18 protein-coding genes and 1 tRNA gene are annotated in these 17,992 nt (G+C 54.1%); 9 read left to right on the top strand and 10 right to left on the bottom strand.

Going from position 1 to position 17,992, the window contains the following annotated elements; translation table 11 throughout:
* A partial coding sequence (locus PHC90_11805; protein MDD3847030.1) for a hypothetical protein occupies positions 1-204 on the top strand: 204 nt, incomplete at its 5' end.
* A gap of 313 nt (positions 205-517) precedes the next feature.
* Positions 518-601: transfer RNA gene (locus tag PHC90_11810), tRNA-Leu, on the top strand.
* Between the two features lie 235 nt (positions 602-836).
* Here the strand turns inward: PHC90_11810 and kdsB are convergent.
* Complete coding sequence (gene kdsB / locus PHC90_11815) at positions 837-1,568, bottom strand: 3-deoxy-manno-octulosonate cytidylyltransferase (protein ID MDD3847031.1); 732 nt, start codon at positions 1,566-1,568, stop codon at positions 837-839.
* A 388-nt stretch (positions 1,569-1,956) separates the two neighbouring features.
* Here kdsB and PHC90_11820 point away from each other — a divergent pair, with 388 nt between their 5' ends.
* The gene (locus PHC90_11820; protein MDD3847032.1) at positions 1,957-2,301 is read left to right on the top strand and encodes a flagellar basal body rod C-terminal domain-containing protein; all 345 of its coding nucleotides are present in this window, start codon (positions 1,957-1,959) and stop codon (positions 2,299-2,301) included.
* A gap of 28 nt (positions 2,302-2,329) precedes the next feature.
* Here PHC90_11820 and argJ read toward each other — a convergent pair whose 3' ends face one another.
* The 3 genes from argJ to PHC90_11835 all read right to left on the bottom strand — a co-directional run bounded on the left by argJ (position 2,330) and on the right by PHC90_11835 (position 6,767).
* Positions 2,330-3,493 (bottom strand): bifunctional glutamate N-acetyltransferase/amino-acid acetyltransferase ArgJ, encoded by a 1,164-nt coding sequence (gene argJ / locus PHC90_11825; protein ID MDD3847033.1) that lies wholly within the window; start codon positions 3,491-3,493, stop codon positions 2,330-2,332.
* 93 nt (positions 3,494-3,586) lie between these two features.
* Complete coding sequence (gene secA, locus PHC90_11830; protein MDD3847034.1) at positions 3,587-6,199, bottom strand: preprotein translocase subunit SecA; 2,613 nt, start codon at positions 6,197-6,199, stop codon at positions 3,587-3,589.
* Between the two features lie 97 nt (positions 6,200-6,296).
* Positions 6,297-6,767 carry an HAD family hydrolase gene (locus PHC90_11835; GenBank protein MDD3847035.1) on the bottom strand — a complete coding sequence of 157 codons (471 nt, stop codon included), beginning with the start codon at positions 6,765-6,767 and terminating at the stop codon, positions 6,297-6,299.
* A gap of 169 nt (positions 6,768-6,936) precedes the next feature.
* On the opposite strand from PHC90_11835, the gene PHC90_11840 reads away from it, so the two are divergent.
* Positions 6,937-7,626, top strand: coding sequence for an HAD family hydrolase (locus tag PHC90_11840; protein MDD3847036.1), 690 nt, complete (start codon positions 6,937-6,939; stop codon positions 7,624-7,626).
* Here the strand turns inward: PHC90_11840 and pssA are convergent.
* From pssA to PHC90_11870, 6 genes are read right to left on the bottom strand one after another with little or no spacing between them, the layout of a single operon-like run.
* Entirely contained in the window at positions 7,580-8,368 is a 789-nt protein-coding gene (gene pssA, locus PHC90_11845) for a CDP-diacylglycerol--serine O-phosphatidyltransferase (protein ID MDD3847037.1), read from the bottom strand. The genes PHC90_11840 and pssA overlap by 47 nt on opposite strands.
* Positions 8,365-9,009 carry a phosphatidylserine decarboxylase gene (locus PHC90_11850; GenBank protein ID MDD3847038.1) on the bottom strand — a complete coding sequence of 215 codons (645 nt, stop codon included), beginning with the start codon at positions 9,007-9,009 and terminating at the stop codon, positions 8,365-8,367. The genes pssA and PHC90_11850 overlap by 4 nt, the downstream gene beginning before the upstream one ends.
* On the bottom strand, positions 9,006-10,004 hold the full coding sequence (gene ilvC / locus PHC90_11855) for a ketol-acid reductoisomerase (protein ID MDD3847039.1): 999 nt from the start codon (positions 10,002-10,004) through the stop codon (positions 9,006-9,008). Before ilvC ends, PHC90_11850 begins: the two co-directional genes overlap by 4 nt.
* Positions 9,997-10,527 carry an acetolactate synthase small subunit gene (gene ilvN / locus PHC90_11860; protein ID MDD3847040.1) on the bottom strand — a complete coding sequence of 177 codons (531 nt, stop codon included), beginning with the start codon at positions 10,525-10,527 and terminating at the stop codon, positions 9,997-9,999. Before ilvN ends, ilvC begins: the two co-directional genes overlap by 8 nt.
* Before the next feature lie 8 nt (positions 10,528-10,535).
* A complete protein-coding gene (ilvB, locus tag PHC90_11865; protein ID MDD3847041.1) occupies positions 10,536-12,227 on the bottom strand; it encodes a biosynthetic-type acetolactate synthase large subunit in 1,692 nt (563 codons plus the stop codon).
* Complete coding sequence (locus tag PHC90_11870) at positions 12,224-12,373, bottom strand: hypothetical protein (GenBank protein MDD3847042.1); 150 nt, start codon at positions 12,371-12,373, stop codon at positions 12,224-12,226. Before PHC90_11870 ends, ilvB begins: the two co-directional genes overlap by 4 nt.
* 387 nt (positions 12,374-12,760) lie before the next feature.
* Between PHC90_11870 and PHC90_11875 the strand changes: the two genes are divergently transcribed.
* From PHC90_11875 to PHC90_11895, 5 genes are all read left to right on the top strand, one after another.
* Positions 12,761-14,314, top strand: a complete 1,554-nt coding sequence (locus PHC90_11875) for a glycosyltransferase family 39 protein (GenBank protein MDD3847043.1) — start codon at positions 12,761-12,763, stop codon at positions 14,312-14,314.
* The gene (locus PHC90_11880; GenBank protein ID MDD3847044.1) at positions 14,307-15,236 is read left to right on the top strand and encodes a glycosyltransferase; all 930 of its coding nucleotides are present in this window, start codon (positions 14,307-14,309) and stop codon (positions 15,234-15,236) included. The genes PHC90_11875 and PHC90_11880 overlap by 8 nt, the downstream gene beginning before the upstream one ends.
* A complete protein-coding gene (locus tag PHC90_11885; protein ID MDD3847045.1) occupies positions 15,233-16,153 on the top strand; it encodes a formyltransferase in 921 nt (306 codons plus the stop codon). The genes PHC90_11880 and PHC90_11885 overlap by 4 nt, the downstream gene beginning before the upstream one ends.
* Positions 16,150-17,193 (top strand): bifunctional UDP-4-keto-pentose/UDP-xylose synthase, encoded by a 1,044-nt coding sequence (locus tag PHC90_11890; GenBank protein ID MDD3847046.1) that lies wholly within the window; start codon positions 16,150-16,152, stop codon positions 17,191-17,193. The genes PHC90_11885 and PHC90_11890 overlap by 4 nt, the downstream gene beginning before the upstream one ends.
* 7 nt (positions 17,194-17,200) lie before the next feature.
* Positions 17,201-17,992: polysaccharide deacetylase family protein (locus tag PHC90_11895; protein ID MDD3847047.1), on the top strand; the 792-nt coding region annotated here is incomplete at its 3' end.

Genomic DNA, 17,992 nt, shown 5'->3' on the forward strand with positions numbered 1-17,992 from the left:
TGCCGCCGGCAAGAGGCAATCCTGATGGAGGCTGCCCACAACTTTCGAAACAGCATAGTGATAATAGGGGGATTTTCCCGGCGGATTGCAAGGCTGTCAAAGGGCACGGAGATGGCCGGGAATGCCGTCAGCCTCCAGAAGGAAGTGAAGGCGCTGGAAAAACATTTCACCAGGTTCGAGAAGTACATGAACATGAAGGTCTGATTGCAGGCAAAAGCAAGTTGGTATACAGGAGCTGTTTTCCGACGGCCTTAGCCGGCTCAGCCGGACAACGATGTTTCTCGGACCGAGTCCGGTGGATCATCATGGCGTCACATCCAAAAGTGGTGAGAAGGGCAACAGGGCAGAAGAGTTGCCCCGCATCATAAAACCCCTGCAATGACAAAGGGATGGCCACGCCATAACCCCGGGGGTCCGGAAGCAGGCGAACTGACTCTCACTTTTTGCCGCATATTTGCTGCAGCCGCGGAAGAGAAGGGTTGACAAAGGACGGAGAAACCCTTTACTATTAAGCACCGCCGGAGTGGTGGAAGTGGCAGACGCGCCGGACTCAAAATCCGGTGAGGGCAACCTCATGCGGGTTCAAGCCCCGCCTCCGGCATTACAACCAGTCTATAAGTAGAATAGGTTATCGCGTGCATCTAACAAGATCTGCCCCCAAAAAACCGTAGCAGCCATAATGTTGGTCTTCCGGGCTTTTAACCTGCCCTTAAAGAGCTTTTCGGGTATGAGGATGAAGAACTGAAAGGTGAGGGTATAAAGGCCCTCCTTGAAAATGACGGTGATTATGAGTTATTGAAAAAACGGTTCTTGATAAGAAAGATTATATTTGGGGATCATACGATCTTCTTGTCGAAGGCCAGTCTTGCCCGCTCCAGGTCGGCGGGGGTATCTATGCCGAACCCGTCGTAGTGGGTCGTGAGAACCCTTATCCTGAAGCCGTTCTCGAGGACGCGAAGCTGTTCCAGGGACTCCATCTCTTCAAGCCTGCTCCGTGGCATGGTCACGAAGCGTTCCAGGAAATCCCGTTTGAAGCCGTAAATGCCGATATGTTTGTAAAGAAGGGACCTCGTCGCGCCATTTCTCATGTAGGGGATGGGCGATCGTGAAAAGTAGAGGGCAAAACCCTCTTTGTCGAGGACGACCTTCACGGTGTTGGGGTCGTGATACTCCTGGTCGTTGGTGATGGGGGAACACAGGGTGGCCATATCCAGGTCCTCATTTTCCATTACAGAGAAGAGGAGGTCTGCCATGTCGGGCCGCAGGAAGGGTTCATCTCCCTGAAGGTTGATGATGAGGTCCGCTTCCCTTTGCCCCATGGCTTCATGGACCCTGTCGGTCCCGCTCCTGCAGGAGGGACTCGTCATGACGGCATCACCGCCGAAGGACGAGACGGCATGCACGATGCGCTCGTCATCGGTCGCGACGACAACCCCATCTTGAAGCCGGGATTCCGAGGCGCGTTCATAGACAAGACGTATCAGGGGCTTGCCGGCGATCTCCAGAAGGGGCTTTCCGGGAAGCCTCGACGACTCATATCGCGCAGGTATAACAATGAGTTTCTTCATGGAACCTGCACATTATACAGGATAGAGAGAAGAAAGGAAAGTCTCAGGTTTCACATTTCACGTCTCAGGCTAAAAACTATCCTGTTGTCTTTCATGGTTCATAAAAAGCCATATAATGTGCAAGATAACACTTACCTGTTACATATGCATAAGAGGAAACAGTAAACCTGAAACTATCCACAAATCTCCATATCCACAAGACTGCCCTTATTAGCTTGCGGGCGGGTGTCTGCCGGGGATTGCCTGGTGGACTAGGTGGTTTTCGTCGTGCCGCCCGAAAGGTAGAGTCCTTCGCTGCGTACCTTCCTGGCGACGGGGAAGCGACGGAAGGAAAAAACTTAAAAAAGTTTCTTAAGTCATTTTCTCTTCGGCCGATAAAATATAACGCATGGTTTCAGGAATAAGCTCATCATTATCGGGTCTGTTCGCTTTCAGCAGGAAGATGTCCGTCGCCACCGGCAATATCGCCAACGTCAATACCGACGAATACAAGAAAACGGTCGCTACGATCGTTGAAGACACGAAGGGTCTGCCCGGGGTACGCACCGAGAAGCCCGACACACCCGGGCCCGTTGCACAGGAAACGGACGGCACTCTGCGTGAACTCTCCAATGTCGAACTCGCCGAAGAGTTCCCCCAGATGATGATATCCCAAAGGGGCTACGATGCGAACATTGGGGCACTCAAGGCGCAGGACGAGATGGTAGGATCTCTGCTGGATATACTTGGGTAAGAAGAGGGCGATGACCCACGACCCGCATTTAGCTTCTGTACGACGCGTTTATCTTCACGTAATCGTAGGTCAGGTCTGTTGTATAGATGTCGAATGAGGCCCTGCCCTCATTGAGTTTGACGACAACTGATATCTCCTTTCGGTCCATGAGTTTCTTCATCTTCTTCTCATCGAAAGGGATCTCGACTCCACCCCGGGCGATGACTTCACCCTGAAGGGATATATCGATCTTCGCGGGGTTGACGGGAACACCTGCGTCGCCGGCCGCCGCTATGATGCGTCCCCAGTTAGGATCGCAGCCGAAGAAGGCCGTCTTGGTAAGGGGCGACAGGGCGATGCGCCGTGCTACCCTCTCTGCCCATTCCTTTTTTTTTGCTCCTTCCACCATGATATGGGCCACTCGTGTGGCTCCTTCGCCGTCGCGCACGACCATCATGGAGAGTTCTTTGAGAACGGAGCGAAGGCCTTCCTTGAAGGCATCCAGAGAACCGCTATCCTCGTCACCCTGCCTGGTGAAAAGCATGACCGTGTCGTTTGTACTGCATTCCCCGTCCACCGTTATTCGCTCGAAGCTGTCCCTGACGGCCTGGGTGAAGGCCCGGCCCATGGTCTTATTTGAAACGGGAAAATCTGTGAACACGAAGGCCAGCATGGTCGCAAAGAGGGGGTTTATCATGCCGGAACCCTTCGCAACACCGACTATGTTGTATGTTCTTCTTCCTTTTACCTGGGCTGCGGCGATCTTGGGGTGGGTGTCCGTCGTCATGATGGCCCGGGCGAAGTCTTTAAGGCCCGATTCTCTCTTCCCCCTGACTGCCCGGGGCAGGGCGGCGATCATGGAACCAACGGGGAGTCTTTTGCCTATCACACCCGTGGAGGCAAAGAGTATCTCGCCCGGCTCAGATCCGATAAGCGGTGCCAGGACCGATGAGACGGTCTGCAGGTCGCCAATGCCTTCTTTTCCGGTGCAGGCATTGGCACAGCCGCTGTTGGCAACAAGAGCCCTGACGGGTGTTTTATCTATCCTGCGGTCATAGAGGATATGAGCCGATTTCACGCGGTTGCGGGTGTAGGCGGTAAGGACGTTTACCTTGTCGCGAAAGACCACAAGACCCAGGTCAAGCCCTTCGGACTTGATCCCGGAAGCGATCCCAGAAAAGTCGATCCCCTCGATGGACAAAACCCTCGCCATTACGTAACCTCCAAAAAAAAGTCTCACGTTTCAGGCAAAAGAATCATTATCCCCGAAGGGCTTTCTGGTTTTCCCTGAAACCTGAAACCGCCTTTATCTTCCACAACACTTCTTGTATTTCTTTCCGCTGCCGCAGGGACAGGGATCGTTGCGGCCTATTTTCTTGTCCTTCTTGTCGGAACTGTCCGGGGAAGCGCTTCCTTCCGGTGTGTTAAGGAACATGACCGGTTCGTGGTATTCCAGCTGCTCCTTCGCAGGCTGGACGGCAAAGAGCTTTCTCACGGTGTCATACCTGGCCCTTTCCACCATGTCGAGGAAAAGCTCGAAGCTTTCACGCTGATATTCCCTTAAAGGATCTTTCTGTCCGTAGCCCCTCAGACCGATGCCTTCCTTGAGATGGTCAAGGGAAAGAAGGTGTTCCTTCCAGAAGGTGTCGATGGAGTTGAGCACGATGAAGCGCTCCACGGCGCTCATCTCGTCGTTCCCGAAATCGTTGGATTTCTTTTCGTAGAAGGACTTGACCGTCTCGATAACCCTGTCGAGGAGGCCCTCGCGTGTCAGGTTCTTCACATCTTCGATATCAAAATCGACGTGGATGAGGAAATTCTCATAGATGCGATTTTTCAGTGATTCGAGGTCCCATTCCTCGGGGTAGACCTTCTCCGGGGCGCACTCGTATACCATGTCCTCGCAGATCTCCTCCACCATGTCCAGGACCTTCCCCCGGATGTCCTCGTTCTTCATGACCTCTCGGCGCATACCGTAGATGGTCTCGCGCTGTTTGTTCATCACGTTGTCATATTCGAGGAGGTACTTACGTATCTCGAAGTTATGTCCTTCCACGCGTGTCTGGGCGTTTTCGATGGCTTTGGTGATGAGGGGATGCTCGATGGGCGTATCCTCATCCATGCCGAGCTTGCCCAGGATGGGTGATACCCTGTCGGAACCGAAGAGGCGCATGATCTCGTCCTCGAGGGAGACGTAAAACCGGGACGACCCCGGGTCGCCCTGCCTGCCTGCGCGGCCGCGGAGCTGATTGTCGATGCGCCGCGACTCGTGGCGCTCTGTGCCCAGGATGTGCAGGCCCCCGAGACCGATGACCTTTTCCTTGTCGGCGGCACATATCTCTTTTGCCTTCTCAAGACACTTTGCATATTCCTCGGAATCCCTCTGGCCCTTCGCCATGGCGAGGGCAAGAAAGCCCGGGTTGCCGCCAAGGAGTATGTCGGTTCCGCGGCCGGCCATGTTCGTGGAGATGGTGACGGCGCCGGAACGCCCCGCCTGAGCGACGACCTCGGCCTCGCTCTCGTGGTTCTTCGCGTTCAGTACGTGGTGGGGGACGCCTCTTCGCTTGAGCATGTCGGCGACCCTCTCCGACTTCTCAATGGAAAGGGTGCCCACAAGAACAGGTTTCCCCACCCTGTAAAGCTCCTCGATCTCCTTCACTGCGGCCCGGAACTTTTCCGCTTCGGTCCGGTAGACGACATCGGGATAGTTCGTTCTGATGAGGTCCTTGTTGGTGGGGGTGACGACGACGTCGAGATTGTAGATCTTCTTGAACTCGACGGCCTCCGTATCGGCGGTGCCCGTCATGCCGGCCAGTTTTTTGTACATCCTGAAATAGTTCTGAAAGGTGACCGTGGCCAGGGTCTGGTTCTCCCGCTCTATCTTGACGTTTTCCTTGGCTTCCAGGGCCTGGTGAAGACCTTCGCTGTACCGCCTGCCGGGCATGAGCCTGCCCGTGAACTCGTCGACGATGACGACCTGACCGTCCTTCACGATGTAATCCACGTCACGGGCAAAGAGCTGGTGTGCCTTCAGGGCCTGGTTGATGTGATGGAGGAAATCCACCCGGTTCGGGTCGTAGAGGTTGTCGATGTTGAGGACCCTCTCGAGTTTCGCCACGCCATCCTCGGTGAGATAGGCGCTGCGGGCCTTTTCGTCTATCATGAAGTCCTGATCGCGTTTGAGCTGCGGGATCAGCTTGTTGATCTTGTAGTATTTGTCCGTCGATTCCTCGGCTGGGCCGGAGATGATGAGCGGGGTTCTTGCCTCGTCCACGAGGATGCTGTCCACTTCGTCGACGATGGCGTAATTGTACTCGCGCTGGACGCAGTCTTCGAGGTTGTAGTGCATGTTGTCGCGCAGGTAGTCGAAGCCGAACTCGTTGTTCGTCCCGTAGGTGACGTCACAGGCGTAGGCATTCCTGCGGGAAACATCATCAAGATCGTGGACAATGACGCCTACGGAAAGACCGAGGAATTGATAAACGGGCCCCATCCATTCGGCGTCCCTCCGGGCGAGGTAGTCGTTTACCGTAACCACGTGAACGCCAAGTCCCGTCAAGGCATTGAGGTAGACGGGCAGGGTCGCGACGAGTGTCTTTCCTTCGCCTGTCGCCATTTCAGCGATCCTGCCTTCGTGCAGGATGATCCCGCCGATGAGCTGTACATCGAAGTGACGCATGCCCAGCGTGCGCCAGGCGGCCTCCCGGTTGACGGCAAAGGCCTCGGGCAGAAGCGAGTCAAGGTCTTCGCCATTCGCGAACCTTTCCCTGAAATGAGGCGTCATTGCCTTGAGCTCATCGTCGCTTAAGGCCTTTATCCTATTTTCAAGCTCGTTTGCGCTGTCGACGATGGGCTGTATGCGCTTGAGTTCGCGCTCGTTCTTGGTGCCGACGATCTTCTTGATGAAATTTCCGATCATAGCTTCACGTGCCTTCGGCAAAAAAACCTTCAGCTCAGGTCATGCTTCACACGAAGGAAGGGCGCCCTGAGCTGTCCGTTCTTTTCCGGGAATGTTTTCAGTCTCTCAATGTCGCGACGATCCTCTCGGGATGGAGAAGGACACTCAATGCGTCGTTTACATCCTTTACGAAAAAATCGGCCTCTTTGAGGACATCTTTCGCGCATCCTTCTTCGCCGATCACGCCGATCCCGAGGGACGCCTCCTTGAGCATTAATACGTCGTTGGAACCATTGCCTATGGCCACTATCTTCTCGGGCCCCAGTTCCTTGATGATCTTTGCCTTCTCCTGGGAGCTCGATTCCTTGCCCACTTTTATTATGCTGAAACCGATGGTGTTTCCTTCACTATCGATATTTCCATAGGTATCGGATGTGATGATGAAAACCTTTATGTAACGGGATACCCTTTCAAGCATCTCCTTGACGCTTTCCTTCATCTTTCCGTCAAACGCACAGGTCCCGTTATAATCTATGACCAGGTATTCGATATCAAGATCGCCCCATCCGGGAACGGAAACACTTATCATGTTGGCCTCCTTGGTAGTCTTTGGCATACAATTGTAGCATATATTGATGCAATTAGAACTATTAATTTACGTCTTTAACAGATATACGTGACAGGTTTTCTCTTGATTTTTTGGCACTTACGGTTTAAAAGCAGAAGGTTTGAAATTGCAGCAAGAGGAGAATAGAATCATGGAGCAGGCGAAGAAATGGGACGTCGAATGTGTGATCTATGACTGCGACGGGGTGCTTTTTGACTCCTTCGACGCCAACCGGCGTCTTTATAACAGTATAGCCGTCGCGGCACGAAGCTCGGTTCTTGACGACGACGAACTCCATTATTGTCACACCCATACCGTCTACCAATCCATCGCTCACATCTGCCGCAACGATGCGGAATCGGAGCGCCGGGCCCTTGAGTTCTTCAGGAACACTATCGACTTCAGGGACTTCATCGTCTATCTCAAGATGGAGCCCAATGTGAAGGAAACCCTCGAGAGGCTCAGGGCAAGAGGTATATCCCGGGCCATAAGCACGAACCGGACCACGTCCATGAGACACATTATGGAACAATACGGGCTGTGGGAGTATTTCGATGTCGTCGTGACCGCTGCTCATCAGGCGAATCCTGGAAGCGATGGGACGGGTTCGAAGGAGATACTGCAGGCGAAGTCAAAACCGGATCCCGAGGGGGTCGAGAAGATACTGGGGGCACTGAATGTCAGGCGCGAGGCCACCCTTTACATAGGCGATTCAGAGGTTGATATGGGTACGGCACGATCATCGGGCGTGAGGTTCATAGCATACAAGAACGATACCCTGGAGGCAGACGTATCTATTGACGACCACCTCGCTCTGCTTGATTTTCTTTCGAACGGGTAAGTGCCTCTGAGGGCTGTTTTTTGAAGTGGAGGATCAGGGTATATACGGGGCCCGATATGGCGTAGGCCGACGTGGCGACAAATAACGTCAGGTACGGTTCGGTAAGGACGATAACGAGAAGGATGATGACCCCCACTGTCGACATGAAGGGCCGGGCCCTGACAAAGCCCATGTCCTTGAAGCTGATATAACGGAACTTGCTGACCATGAGAAGGGCGAGACAGTAAATGACGATAGGCATGACAACTGTTTTCAGTCCACCCTTGTAACCAAGCCATGAAAAGAAAAGGACGATGCCGGCGATGGTTGCGGCGCCCGCCGGTATGGGCAGACCGAGGAAATGCTTCTTCTGCGCCGTATCGACCTGGATATTGAACCTTGCAAGTCTGAGCGCACCGCAAGCCACAAAGAGGAAGGCGGCCAGCCAGCCGAACTTGCCGTAGCTCTTGAGAGCCCAGAGGTAGGCGAGCACAGCGGGTGCCACACCGAAGGCGATGACATCGGAGAGGGAATCGTATTCCAGACCGAAACGACTGCTGGAATTCGTCATTCGTGCCACCCGGCCGTCGAGCATGTCAAAGATCGCCGATATGAATATTGCGATGGCGGCGTATGTGAACCGCCTGTCCATGGCGGCAATGATGGCGTAGAAGCCGGAAAGAAGGCTGAGAGAAGTGAGAAAATTGGGGAGAAGATACATTCCCCTCATGGGCTTGCCTCTCTTTCTCCTCACGTTGCTCATTGTACCTCCTTCTTGCGCGCCAGGGCGGTTTTGCCTGCCTGCACCTTTGCGTGTAAGTTTACCACAGGTTCATATCCTTTGTGAAAATAAATGTCCACGCGGGATCCGAAGGCTATGATGCCCACAGCCTGGCCTTGGGTCACCTGCTCGTCGACCTTGACATAGGGGATGATGCGGCGGGCCAGGAAGCCCGCTATCTGGACGATGAGGATCCTTTCGCCCTCATTCTCGAAGAGGATGTAGTTCCTTTCGTTCTGCACCTCGATATCCTTGCCGAAGGCCATGGCGAACTTGCCTGCCACGTGCTTCATCGAGATGACACGGCCGGAGCAGGGGGCCCTGTTGACATGGACATCGGTGGGCGACATGAATATGGCTATCCTCGTAACGCTGCCGCCAAGGAATTCCTCCTGAGTAACCTCGCCTATGTCGATCACGGTCCCGTCCGCCGGGGAAATGAGCGCATCCGCCCCTTCGTCGGTGCGCCGCCGGGGGTTGCGGAAAAAGTACAGGCAAAAGGATGCAAAGCACAGGACAAACAGCGAGAGAAAAAAGAACCTGCCTATCAGAAGGACGGCAACAAGAACAAGGGAGGGGATGATGATCCTCAGCCCCTCCCTTGCAATAAAAGGTTCTCTCAACCTTTTCTCCCGATCCAGCCCATCATGGAGCGAAGCTTCTTGCCGACCTGCTCGATGAGGTGTTCCCTGTCGATCCTGGTGACGGCGGTGTAAACGGGCCTTCCGGCCATGTTTTCCAGTATCCATTCCCGGGCGAACTCGCCGGACTGGATCTCGTCGAGTATAATTCTCATCTCTTCACGGGTCTCCTCGTTGATGATCCTTCTACCCCGCGTGATATCTCCGTACTCGGCCGTGTCGCTGATGGAATAACGCATGTTGGCGATCCCGCCCTCGTACATGAGGTCTACGATGAGCTTCAACTCGTGGAGGCATTCGAAATATGCGATTTCCGGCTGATAACCTGCCTCGACGAGGGTGTCAAAACCGGCGCGCACGAGTTCCGATGCGCCGCCGCAGAGGACAGCCTGTTCGCCGAAAAGGTCCGTTTCCGTCTCTTCCTCAAATGTCGTCTCGATGACACCGGCACGCGTCGCGCCTATGCCTTTCGCGTAGGCCAGGGCGGTCTCTTTTGCCTTTTTCGTGTGATCCTGGTAGATGGCGATGAGTGACGGCACGCCCGCGCCCCGCTCGTATTCCCTTCTTACAAGGTGACCCGGGCCCTTGGGTGCTATCATGACGACGTCGATGTCCGTCGGCGGGACTATCTGGTTGTAATGGATATTGAAACCGTGGGAGAAAACGAGGGTCTTCCCTTTTTTGAGATTGCCCTTTATCTCGTTCTTGTAAAGTTCGGCCTGGAGGTTGTCCTGGGCCAGGATCTGAATTACGTCTGCGTCTTTCGCTGCTTTTGCGGCGCTGACGGGTTTGAACCCCTGTTTCACGGCAAGTTTGAAGTTTGCTGTCCCTTCCAGTTCCGCCACAATGACGTCGACCCCGCTGTCTCTGAGGTTCTGTGCCTGGGCATGGCCCTGGCTGCCGTATCCGACTATAGCGATCTTGCGATTCTTCAGTACCTTGAGATCCGCGTCGCGGTCGTAGTATATCTTAGCCATTTGATTCTCCTCCTTTGATATCTGTCTTTTCTTTGATCTTCATCAATCTTTCGCCCCGGGCCATGGCAATGGGGCCGGTCCGCACAAGTTCCTTTATGCCAAGGGGTTTTATGAGACTGATGAAGGCCTTGAGTTTATCTTCATCGCCGGTGATCATGATGGTGTACGAGCGGGACGAGACATCGATGATCTTGCCCCTGAATATCTCCACCATTCTCAGGATCTCCGGGCGTGTCTTCTCTTCGGCGTTGACCTTGACAAGAACCATCTGCCGCGAGACATAGTCGATATCCTTGAAGTCGACGACCTTGATGACATTGATGAGCTTGTTGAGTTGCTTCAGTATCTGTTCCAGGATGGCGTCGTTCCCCGTCGTCACGATGGTCATTGTGGAGACAGTGGGATCGAGGCTCTCGGCCACACAAAGGCTTTCAATGTTGAAGCCCCTGCCGCTGAAGAGGCCCGCGATCCTTGAAAGGACCCCAAACTCGTTCTCAACAAGAAGCGATATGGTATGTCTCAATTTTCCTCCTAAACAAGAAGCATCTCTTTGAGGGACGCCCCGGCGGGGACCATGGGATAGACGCACTCCTCGGGACTGACGTGGACGTCGATGAATGTGGGCCGTTTATTCTTGAATGCCTGTTTCAGCACCTTGTCGACATCTGCTTCTTTCTCTATCCTGAGCCCCACCGCTCCGTAGGCCTCGGCAACCTTGACGAAGTCCGGTGAGTGAAGGTGCGTCCAGGTATATCGTTTTTCATAAAAAAGCTGTTGCCACTGCCTGACCATTCCGAGAAAGCCGTTGTTGAGGATGACGACCTTGACGGGCAGGTCGTACTGGACGGCGGTTGCCAGCTCCTGAATGTTCATCTGGATGCTGCCGTCTCCGGCGATGTCCACGACGAGGGATTTGGGAAAGGCCACCTGGGCGCCTATGGCGGCGGGGAAACCGTAGCCCATCGTGCCGAGGCCGCCCGATGTCAGACATGTCCGGGGTTTGAGGAACTTGAAGAATTGGGCTGTCCACATCTGGTTCTGACCCACCTCGGTGGTGATGATGGCCTTGCCCTTCGTCAGCTCGAATATCCTTTCGATGACATGCTGGGGTTTCAGGATATCGTTCCTCTGGTACGTGAGCGGATAGTCCTTTTTCCACTGGTTTATCTTGTCGATCCACTCGGCGATGTCCTTGTGATACTGCCGGTAGGTCTCTTTTTCCTCTTCGATGATCTTCAGCATTTGCGTGAGGACGTTGCGTGTGTCCCCCACTATCGGTATGTCGACCTTTATGTTCTTACTTATGGAGGTGGGATCGATGTCGACGTGTATGATCTTTGCGTGGGGTGCGAATTCATCCGTCTTGCCCGTTGCCCTGTCGTCAAAGCGCGCCCCCATTGCGATGATGAGATCCGATTCCGTGATGGCCATGTTCGCCGCATAGGTTCCGTGCATGCCGAGCATGCCGAGAAAGAGCGGGTGGTTCCCTGGAATGCCTCCGAGGCCCATAAGGGTGTTCGTGACCGGTATGGACAGCGTTTCCGCAAACCGTGTCAACTCCTGCGATGCGTTGGAAAGGATCACCCCGCCGCCCGTATAGAGGACGGGCCTTTTCGAATGAAGCATGAGGCGCATGGCCTTCTTTATCTGGCCCAAATGCCCCACGTAGGTGGGCTGGTAGCTGCGGATGACCGCCTTTTCGGGATACTTGAAATCCGCGACCGCCGAAGACACATCCTTCGGGATGTCGACGAGCACGGGACCGGGTCTTCCCGACGCAGCGATATGGAAGGCCTCCTTGATGATCTTTGCGAGGTCCTTCACGTCCCTGACGAGGTAGCTGTGCTTCGTGCAGGGCCGCGTTATACCTACGATATCCGCTTCCTGAAAGGCGTCGTTGCCGATGAGCATCGTATTGACCTGGCAGGAGAATACGACCATCGGGATGGAATCCATGCAGGCCGTGGCTATGCCCGTCACTGTGTTCGTGGCGCCCGGTCCGGACGTCACAAGGGCGACGCCGACCCTGCCCGATGCCCGCGCGTACCCGTCGGCCGCATGAACAGCCGCCTGTTCGTGACGGACCACCACCTGGTTGATCTGGCTTATGTCTGTCAGAGCGTCCGTGATGTTGAGCGTAGCCCCCCCTGGATAGCAGAATATCGTGTCGATCCCCTCCGCCTTCAGAGATTCGACAAAGATCTGTGCACCCGTTCTTTTCAATGTTTCTCCTTTCGATGCAATGAGTTGGCGAGACTCTCCATGAGATCTTTGTAATAGAGTTTCTTTTTCTTCAAGGTCTTTATCTCCCTCTCTTCCGCCTCGGTGAGATAGGATTTTCTCAGGAGCATCTGGATACGCCGATCCATGGTTGCATGCTGCCCCTTATACTGTCTGTATATTTCCTCAGCGCTCTCGACGTTTTCCATAGGGATAGTGAACGATATGGTATAAAAAATACTTGAAAATGTCAAACATTACTTGGACATATCGACAGGCTTCCGAACAGGCCGTCATAGGTCCCCGTCTCAGAAGGAGGTGAGGCGCCGATTGTGGTCACGGCGCCGCTTTTCCGCCGATATGCGTTCATGTCCTGATGGCCGCTGCATCATTGGATTTGCAAAGATGCTGAAATGATTACCGATATAGGTTACAGCCATTTTGGCAAAGCAAAGAAATGTTGAAAAATATCCAATATTGGCATATAAAACTTCCTGTATTTTTAGTATGTTTGTATCGTTACGAAGCGAAAGAAAATGAAAATACGACTTACGGCTCTGATCATTCTGGCGGGTATCCTTTTTTTCTTTAATCTTGGGGCCACATCCCTGTGGGACCCTGATGAACCGCGGCAGGCCATCATGGCAAGGGAGATGATGGATCGGGGGGATTATATCCGGCCTTACCTCAATGGTGTCCCCTATCTCGAAAAACCCCCCTTCTATTCGTGGATGATCATTGTGGCGGCAAAGGTATCGGGGACGCTCGATGAGTTCGCCTCCCGGGCGCCTTCGGCGCTGGCGGCTCTCCTTCTCGTGGTCATCACGTTTCTTCTGGGATGCAAGCTTGGCGACGAACGGGCGGGTTTCTTCTCGGGGCTTGTCCTCGCAACCAATTACCAGTTCCTCTCCAACGCCCGCGAATCCGTGATGGATATGACCTTTGCATTTTTCATAGGACTGACCATCTACCTGGCTTTCGTCTCCCTGGAAAGGGACAAGCGCCTGGCCTTTGTCCTTTCCTTTATACCAGGCGCCTTCGCCATCCTTACGAAGGGACCGGCGGGACTCGTTCTCCCCGTCGGGGTCATCTTTGTCTACCTCATATTCAAAAGAACCTTGCGCCGCTACATCGCCCCCCTCGTGCTCGGCTGTCTTCTTGCCGGCGCCATCGCGTCCGTCTGGTTCCTTCTTGCCGGCGAGAGCTATATCCAGGAATTCATTTTCCGTCAGAACGTGACCCGTTACACGAACGCCTTCGATCACGTCGAGACTTCCTGGTACTATTTTCATAAGATCTTCTTCAATTTCATGCCCTGGAGCCTCTTCCTTCCCTTTGCGCTTTTCGGGGCCTGGAAGCGGCGGTACGTTCTTCCCCTCCTGTGGTTTGTCGTCATCTTCATTTTCTTCGAGCTGTCGCAGAGCAAGAGGGCGATCTACCTCGTCTCGGCCTATCCGGCCCTGGCGCTTCTCACGGGTCTGTATATCAGGGATGCCTGGGACGGCCTCGTTGAGAAAGGCTGGACCAATGCGATCCTAAAGGTCCTGGCCGGACTCTTCACCCTGGTGCCCGTCGCCGCCGTTGTCGCCATATATGTACTGCCTGAGGAGGATGTGGCTGTGTTCAGGGACGGGCCGATGTCTCTTTATGCCTATCTTGCCATTCTCTTTCTGGCGGGCTGGGGTTTTCTCGTGATGCTGTTCAAGAGGAACCGGCACTTTGCGCTGTCCTTTTTCCTCTTCTTTCTTGTTTTCACGGGTTTTTTCTACAGCGCCTACTACATGCCGCTCGTCGACAGGACATCGAAGTCCCTGACCCTCATCACGGACCCCCTTGGCGACGACAAGAGGACGAAGAAGATCTACACTTTCGGTTTCAATTCAGCGGGCATCATATATTACATAGGCAAACCGGTAACAGCTTTGAGCGATATAAAGGAGATAAAAGAAGACGAAAGTGATATACTACTCATTGTCGAAGAGAAACCGACCATGCATCTTAGAGAGACCCTGGAGAAGTCCTTCGTGCCCGTAAAAAGGGTGAAGTACGAGAAGGAGCATTACATATTTTATGTGAGGAAAAATGGATGAGAAACCGTATGTTTCTGTGCTTGTTCCCGTTCTGAACGAAGAGGAATCGCTGCCGGAACTGAATACACGGCTTCGTGACGCGCTGACAGGAATTCAGAGACCCTACGAGATCATCTATATAAATGATGGCAGCACGGATCGGACCGAAGAGATACTCGAGGCCTTCCATAACGAGGACGGTCGCATCAAGATCATAGAGTTCAACAGGAACTACGGCCAGCACATGGCCCTTTTCGCCGGCTTCGATTTTGCCCGTGGTGAGATCGTTGTGACCATCGATGCTGACCTGCAGAACCCTCCCGAGGAGATCCCGAGGCTCGTGGCCAAGGCGGAAGAAGGCTACGAGGTGGTGGCCACCTACAGAAAAAATAGAAAGGATTCCCTTTTTCGCAAGCTGCCCTCCTATATCGTCAACAGGATCACGGCAAAGCTTGTCGGGGTCCGGCTGAAAGACTACGGATGCATGCTCAGAGCATACAAGCGCAACATCGTCGACTACATGAACATGTGCCCTGAGTCATCAAGCTTCATTCCGGCGCTTGCCAATACCTTTGCCAAAAAGATAACGGAAATAGAAGTCGGCCACGAGGAGAGAAAGAAGGGAACGTCCAAGTATAGTCCCTTCAAGCTGTTCAGGCTCAATTTCGACCTTATGACGAATTTTTCCCTGCTGCCCATACAGTTCATCAGCATGCTCGGCGTGGTCATCGCCTTTTTCGGTCTTGCCTTCGCCGTTTTTCTCATGATAAGACGGCTTCTCATGGGGCCGGAAGGCGAGGGGACCTTCACCCTCTTCGGCGTGCTCTTTTTCTTCATAGGCATCCAGATATTTGCCCTGGGGGTGATCGGCGAGTACGTCGGCCGGATCTACCAGGAAGTGAGAAGGCGCCCGCGATACATCATCAAGAAGGAATACATGTGAGGGCAGTCGTATTTGCATACCAGGAGATTGGCTACGTCTGCCTGGAAGAGCTTCTCGGAACCGGCGCTGATGTCGCCTGTCTTTTTACCCACGATGACGATCCCGGCGAGGAGATATGGTTCCGCAGGCCCGTGGAGATTGCTCGGGAATACGGCATCCCCGTCTACACGCCGGATAATGTGAACGACGAACAGTGGACCACCGTCATTCACGATATGCATCCCGACGTAATATTTTCCTTCTATTATCGCAGGATGATCCCGAAGTCCATTCTGGACATACCGCGCATCGGTTCTTTCAATCTCCATGGCTCGCTTTTGCCGCAATACCGGGGCCGGTGCCCCGTCAACTGGGCCCTTATAGCGGGCGAAGAACGCACGGGTGTTACGCTCCACTTCATGGTGGAAAAGCCTGATGCCGGTGATATCGTGGCGCAGAAAGAGGTTGCCATCGCCTTCGAGGACGATGTTTTTTCCGTCTACATGAAGCTTGTCGGAGCGGCGCGCGAACTAATGCAAAAGGTCCTGCCCGACCTCGAGGCGGGGACCTTCGTCAGAACGGTGCAGGCGGGACCGTCCTCTTATTTCGGAGGCCGCAAGCCCGAAGACGGCCTCATCGACTGGGACCGCGATACCGCCTCGATCTATAACCTTACGCGGGCGGTCACCCATCCGTATCCAGGGGCCTTTACCTATCTCGATGGAAAAAGGCTTTTCGTATGGCGATCCGCCCCCGGGGATCTATCCATCGAGGTCCCGGCGGGGACGATCGTATCCGCAGACCCTTTCCTCGTCAAGACGGGTTCCGGGGTCTTGCGCCTCATATCGGTGCAGCTTGAAGGAGAGAAGGAGATCGACGCGACAACCCTGGCTTCTTCATATGAATTGAAAAACAAAAGGTTAGGAGGTCATCCTTGAGACTCTTGGTGCTCGGAGTGAACGGATTCATCGGCAACGCCCTCGCAGAACGTGTGTTGAACGAGACGGACTGGGAGATCTACGGACTGGACATTCGCAACGACAAACTCGGTGAATGCCTCGGTCACGAACGCTTCCACTACGTTGAAGGAGACATCTCGATAAACAGGGAGTGGATAGAGTACCATGTCAAGAAGTGCGACGTTGTCATGCCTCTTGTCGCCATCGCGACGCCGATGACCTATGTGAAGGAGCCCCTTCGCGTTTTTGAACTCGATTTCGAGGAGAACCTCAAGGTTGTCCGTCTTTGCGTCAAATATGGAAAGAGGCTTCTCTTTCCCTCCACGTCGGAGGTCTATGGAATGTGCCCCGATACGGAGTTCAAAGAAGATGAGAGCCCCCTTGTCCTCGGTCCCATAAGCAAGCAGCGCTGGATCTACAGCGCATCGAAGCAGCTTCTCGACAGGGTCATCTGGGCATACGGTTTTCAGCATGGTCTCAAGTTTACCCTGTTTCGCCCCTTCAACTGGATAGGACCCAAGCTTGACGAGGTGACCACGGACCCGGAAAAAGAGGGGAGCTCCCGGGTGGTGACGCAGTTCATCAGCAGCCTTTTTCTCGCGGAACCTATCCGCCTTGTTGACGGCGGTTCGCAGAAACGCTGCTTTACCTATATCGATGACGGCATCGCGTGTCTCATGAAGATCATAGAGAACAAGGACGACCGCCTCAACGGCCAGATCTTCAACATAGGCAACCCGAAGAACGAAGCAACCGTGAAGGACCTTGCCGTCAAGCTGAAGACCATGTTCGTAAACGATCCCAGAACAAAGCACTTCACGAAGCATTCCGAGATCATCGAGGTCTATTCCCGCGATTTTTACGGCGAAGGCTATCAGGACATCGACCGCAGGGTCCCCTCGATAGCGAAGGCAAGAGAGTTTGTCGGCTGGGAACCTCTTGTCGACCTCGACAGCGCGCTCAAGAGGACCCTTGATTACTACCTGGAGACCAGTCTCCCCGGGGAAACGGGCAGGTAGGGAACATTTGAGCGGTACGATAGGGATCAAGGTCGATGTGGACACCTTCCAGGGCATGCGCAACGGCGTGCCGGTTCTTCTCGATGTATTCCAGCGCAGCGACATAAACGCAAGTTTTTTCGTCCCCATGGGAAAGGACAACACGGGCAGGACCGTCAAGAGGGTCTTTACCCGCAAGGGTTTTCTCAAGAAAGCGGGACGGGTAGGCGTTGTGAGCACCTATGGCGTAAAGACGCTCATGTACGGCCTTGTATTGCCGGGGCCGCAGATCGCACGCAAGAACATGACCCTTATCAGGAAGATCCTGGATAAAGGGCACGAGTTGGGCATCCACGGCCACGACCATGTTCGCTGGCACGATTCCATCAAGCATTTTGACGAGGCTGAAACGCGCCGCGAGATTGACCGGCTGCTCACCACCTATCGGATGATCATCGGGGAGGACGCCCGTTCCTTCGCCGCGCCGGGATGGATGATAAATCCTGTCGTGCTCAAGGTTTTCGAGGAAAAGGGACTGATGTACAGCAGCGATACCCGGGGTGTATGCCCGTTCTATCCTGAAATGGGGGGCGCCCGATTTTCAATAGTCCAGATCCCGACGACGCTTCCCACACTCGACGAGGTGATAGGCGTCATAAGCGCCGAGGAGAAGCCGCTCGTTGACCATTATCTGTCTCTTCTAACGGATGGCCTCAACATCATGACGGTGCACACGGAACTCGAAGGCAAGCGCTGGAGCGGGTTCCTCGCCGCTTTTCTCGAAGAGGCCAAAAGGCGTGGTTTCGCCTTCAAACGCCTC

Source organism: Syntrophorhabdaceae bacterium, assembly GCA_028698615.1.
In the GTDB taxonomy this organism is placed as follows: Bacteria; Desulfobacterota; Syntrophorhabdia; order Syntrophorhabdales; family Syntrophorhabdaceae; genus Delta-02.